Origin of the sequence: Pseudomonas sp. GM80, from assembly GCF_000282515.1 — a bacterium.
Taxonomy (GTDB): domain Bacteria; phylum Pseudomonadota; class Gammaproteobacteria; order Pseudomonadales; family Pseudomonadaceae; genus Aquipseudomonas.
The window spans coordinates 1-4,925 of the sequence record NZ_AKJD01000228.1; the positions used below are offsets into that span (position 1 = coordinate 1).

At 61.6% G+C, this 4,925-nt stretch carries 4 protein-coding genes; 2 read left to right on the forward strand and 2 right to left on the reverse strand.

Annotated elements, in window-relative coordinates:
- Positions 1-1,237, forward strand: a 1,237-nt coding sequence (locus PMI37_RS27275) for a FimV/HubP family polar landmark protein (protein WP_008087384.1), incomplete at its 5' end; no start/stop codon positions are given.
- A 120-nt stretch (positions 1,238-1,357) separates the two neighbouring features.
- Here the strand turns inward: PMI37_RS27275 and PMI37_RS27280 are convergent.
- Positions 1,358-3,547, reverse strand: coding sequence for a patatin-like phospholipase family protein (locus tag PMI37_RS27280; protein ID WP_008087386.1), 2,190 nt, complete (start codon positions 3,545-3,547; stop codon positions 1,358-1,360).
- A 71-nt stretch (positions 3,548-3,618) separates the two neighbouring features.
- Between PMI37_RS27280 and PMI37_RS27285 the strand changes: the two genes are divergently transcribed.
- Positions 3,619-3,906: a SelT/SelW/SelH family protein gene (locus PMI37_RS27285; RefSeq protein WP_008087388.1), complete on the forward strand. Its 288-nt coding sequence runs from the start codon at positions 3,619-3,621 to the stop codon at positions 3,904-3,906.
- Here the strand turns inward: PMI37_RS27285 and PMI37_RS27290 are convergent.
- Positions 3,900-4,793 (reverse strand): DMT family transporter, encoded by an 894-nt coding sequence (locus tag PMI37_RS27290; protein ID WP_008087389.1) that lies wholly within the window; start codon positions 4,791-4,793, stop codon positions 3,900-3,902. The two genes, PMI37_RS27285 and PMI37_RS27290, sit on opposite strands and share 7 nt — an antisense overlap.
- Positions 4,794-4,925 lie beyond the last annotated feature (132 nt).

The window sequence follows — 4,925 nt, forward strand, 5'->3', positions numbered from 1 at the left end:
GGCGCCCGCCGATCCTGCCCTCAGTGAGCAATTGGCGGCCAGTGTCTTGCACAACCAGCAATTGCAGAAAACCATCGAAGAGTTGAACGCAAAATTGCAGGAACAGCAGTCGCTGATCGTCGATGGCAAAAAGCACATGGGTGAACTGCAAACTCAACTGATCGAGCTGCAGAAGGCGCCGCCGGCAGCGCCAGCCCCGCCAGCCCCGGCACCGGTCACTGCGCCAGTTGAGTCCGCTGACGATGCGCCGAATGGCTGGCTGCTGGGCGGATTGTTGCTGTTGCTGGGCGTGCTGATGGGCGGATGGTTCGTGCGCCGGCGTCGTCAGGCAAAACCGGGTGAAATGCCACTGCCGTTTCTGCCTCCCGATAATCAACCCGAGACGGTTGACGCTGACACCAGCCATGCCGTGACGGCGCACGCCGCAGAGGAGCATCGCGAAGAGCCGGCGGCGGGCGATGTGCTGGAAGCGGTAGGGATTTATCTGGCGTATGGACGACTGGGGGAGGCCGTCGGGCTGCTGCGCGACGCTTTGCACAAGGAGCCGGAGCGTCTCGACCTTGGCGTGCAGTTGCTTGAAGTCCTCGGGCGTCAGGGTGATAGCGCGGCGTACGAACAACAGGAACATCAGTTACGTCAGTCGGGTGTCGATGAGCAGCAATTGCAGACCATTCGTGACCGTCATCCGAAGTTGCTGAGTGTTGCGCCGTTGGCGGCCGCTGCGCCAGTGGTCGCCAACGTCGCGCCCATCGTCAAAGCCGCTCCCGCCCCAGAGCCGGCAGCGCCCGAGGACGATTTCGAATTGAACCTGGGCGAGCTGTCGATGGATTCCAGCTGGGATCTGGACGACAGCCGATCAACACCGAGTCAGCCGGCTGCCGATGAGTCTGCTTTTGGCTCGAATCTGCAGATTCTGCCGCAGGATTTCGAATTGCCAGGACCCGAGGCCAGTGAAGAAGCGGAGCTGGAGTGGATCCCCGAGCCGGATGTACAGGCGCTGGATGATGAATTCCTCAACGAGTTCGGTGATTCACAGCCATCACTGGTACTCGAACCGCTGGATTTGCAGAAGCCTGATTCGCCGCAAGCCGCCCACTCCGGAAAGCTGGAAGAGGCACAGAATTGCATTGATGACGGTGACATCGACAGCGCGATTTCGCTGTTGAACGAACTGCTCAAGGACGGCGACGAGCCACTCAAGCAGACGGCGCGAACGCTGCTGGCGGGGATTCGCTAAGGCCTGATATTTCTATGGGCTAGCGGATATGGTCATCGCGAGCAGGCTCACTCCTACATTGGAATGCGCTCCCCTGTAGGAGTGAGCCTGCTCGCGATAGCGGATTTTCAGGCGACGCGATCAGAAGGTCTGGCCGAGGTTGAGGTACACCGCCTGCTCGTTCGCATCATTCAGTCCGTAACTGAAATTCAGCGGCCCCAGTGGCGTATCGAAGCCGATGAACACGCTCGCCGCATTGATGTAGCCACTGTCGAACTCATTGTCGTTGTTCCACGCCCGACCCCGTTCCAGCGAAGCGCCGGCGTACAGCGGGAAGTCCAGCGGCAGGTACGAACGCGGCGTCAGCCGGCGGTAGTACACCGCGCGCATCAGGCTGACGTTCTGCCCGGACACCGCATCCTCGCGGAACCCGGACAACTGCCGCGCACCGCCGAGCAGAAAACTCGACGTCACGACATTGGCATCGTCCAGCGTACGGCCGTAGCGGCCACCCAGGATCAACGTATCCGGCCCGTGACTCATGGCTTTGTCGAGTTTGAACTCCCATTGACGATAGCGTGTGTCCGAGCCCAGGCCGGGCTCGAACTGCATGAAGGTCAGGCTGACGTCCTTGCCCTCGTGGGGGAAGTAGACGTTGTCCAGCGAGTCGTACGAGTACTTCAAGCTGTAGAAACCCTCATTGAAACTCTCGCTCGGCAGATCCTGATCGCCAATGCGCACATCCGCCTTGCCCCAGGCCTCACCCACCCCGAAGCGCACTTCGCCGTTGTTGCCGATCTGCCGACCTAGGTTCAGACCGAAGCCATAACGCTCTACGCGATACTGCGCGATTGGGTCGTTATCCAGCACCGAGTCGACGTTCTGCGCCTCAAACGATGCATACGGTGCGACGAAGTAGCGCGAGCCGACGTCCAGCGGCTGATAGAACTCGGTGTACAGCTCCTGTTTGTCGCCGATCTGCGCCCGGGTCAGCCATTCCGCACCGAGGCGGTTGATGCCGTTGATGCGATAACTGGCGCCGAGGTTGAAGGCGCTGTCGCCACGCATGTCGTCTGACAGGTTTAGGCCGACGCGCAAGTAATCGGTGCCGCTGCGCTTGCCACGGGCGCTGATCACCAGCGTGTGTTCCTGGCCTTTGTGCACCACGCGGTATTGCACCTGCTCGAAATAGTCGAGGCCATACAAGGTGCCCATGTCCGAGTGCAGTCGACCCAGGTCGAGGGGCTCGCCGATGTGCTGGCGGATGTAGTAGCGGATCACATCGTCGTCGACTTTCGAGTCGTTCTCGACGCGGATCGCGGTGATGATCGGCGTCCGTTGGCCCGGCGAACGGGCGGCATTGAGCTCGGCGTCCTGGGCTTCTTTGGGTTTGAGCACGGCGAGGCGCGCATCGAGAACTCGGGTGGCGCGGTAGCCGGCGTCGATCATTTCCTGAGCCTTGCCGAAATCGGTGGCATCGAATGCCGCCAGCGGCGGCTGGATCAGCACATCAGACGATTTCAGCGCCGCCAGTTGTTCTTCCGAGTTGCTGCGAGTCATCAGGGTAATCGACTGGTTCAACACGTCGACCACGGTGGTCAACTGCTTGCGGTTGCGCAGCGGTGTGCCGATATCGACGACGATGGCCACGTCGACGCCCATTTGCCGTGCCACATCGAGAGGGATGTTGTCGGTCATGCCACCGTCCACCAGCAGGCGGCCGTCGAGTTCAACCGGGGCAAACACGGCCGGGATCGACATGCTCGCGCGGATCACCTGAGGCAAGTGACCTTTGCGGAACACCACTTTTTCGCCATTGGAAATGTCGGTGGCGACGGCGCGGAACGGGATTGGCAGTTTGTCGAAATCGCGGGTGTCACTGGTGTGCGCCAGCAGGCTTTCCAGCAGCAGCGCAAGGTTCTGGCCCTGAATCACCCCCAGCGGCAGGCCAAGGCTGCCGTCGTCACGGAAGCTGAGTTTCTGTTTCACCAGAAAGTCGCGGTCATCCTGCTTGCGCCGAAATGGCACATCTTCGCGCGGCGGGGCATCGGAGAGCGCGGCTTGCCAGTCGATGTTCAGCGCGAGCTTTTCCAGCTCATCAATCTTGTAGCCCGAGGCATACAGGCCGCCGACCACCGCGCCCATGCTGGTGCCGGCGATCGCATCGATCTTGATGCCTTGTTCTTCCAGTGCTTTAAGCACGCCGATATGCGCCAGCCCGCGGGCCGCGCCGCCGGAGAGCACCAGGCCGACTTTCGGCCGTGGCGCGTCACTGGCGTGAACCAGGAGTGGAAGGAAACCAAGCAGCAGGCAGAACAGCAGACGGCGCATTGTGAGTCTCGGGGCAAGCGATAAAGCCGGCTATTATAGCGGCGCCCTCTGTCTCAGGAGTTTCCGCGAACATGACCGTTGCCAAAGCCGAAGTTGTCATCACCTATTGCACCCAATGCCAGTGGTTGCTGCGCGCCGCGTGGCTGGCGCAGGAACTGCTCAGCACGTTTGCCGACGATCTCGGCAAAGTCTCTTTGGTGCCAGGCACCGGCGGGGTCTTTCACATCACCTGCGCAGGCGTGCAGATTTGGGAGCGCAAGGCCGATGGCGGTTTCCCTGAGGCCAAGGTGCTGAAACAGCGAGTTCGCGATCAGATCGATCCAGATCGCGACCTCGGCCACAACGACCGCAGTCAGTGAGACGCGGCCTCGGCGGCGACGCTTTTCTTGTCGGCACTGCCTGACATCCGCGCCGAGACGACGATGGCGACAATGATCAGCGCGCCGCCGATCAACATCTTCGGCGTCGGGTTTTCATTGAACAGCAGCCAGGCGACGGTGATGCCGTAGACCGGCTCCATCGCGAACACTACCGCCGCCGTGCGCGCCTTGATCACCGCCAGGCTGGCGACGAACAGGCTGTGGGCGACGCCGGTGCAGAACACGCCGAGCAGGGCGATCCACAACCAGTCCAGCGCGCGCACTTCGCTCAGTTGCGGCGCCGCGACCGGCAGCAGACACAGGGCCACCACCACGTTTTGACACAGCGCCGCCTGCACCGCCGGGATGCGTCCGGAGCTGGCGCGGTTGGTCAGCGACAGCAGCGAGAACAGCAGCCCCGACAACACCGACCAAAGCAAACCGACGGTGGCGCCGCTGCCCAGATCGAACGCCGGGGTCACCAGAATCAGGCCGATGCTGACCAGCACCACCAGCAGAATTTCATTGGCACGGATGCGTTCGCGGAAGATCAGCCCTTCGAGAATCACCGTGAATGCCGGGAAGCTGGCAAAACCCAAGGTGGCGATGGCGACGCCGGCGATCTTCACCGAAATGAAGAAGCTCACCCAGTGCCCGGCCAGCAACACGCCGCTTAGGGCCAATCGACGCCAGTCCACGGCCTGAAGTTTTTGCCAGCCCTGTTGGCTGGCAAAACGGGCGAAAAACGCCAGGGCGAGCACGGCAAAAGCGGCGCGCCCGAAGACGATTACGGCGGGGGAGGCGGCAGCGAGTTTGCCGAACACACCGGTCAGGCCAAACATCAAAGCACCAATGTGCAGAGCGCCGAGGGCGGTACGCGGAGTCATTGCAATCCTTCTATCTCAATCACAGTCATTGACACAATTTCACTGTAGGAGCTGCCGCAGGCTGCGATCTTTTGATCTTGCTTGATCGTTCCCACGCTCTGCGTGGTAACGCCGCTAGGGACGCTCTGCGTC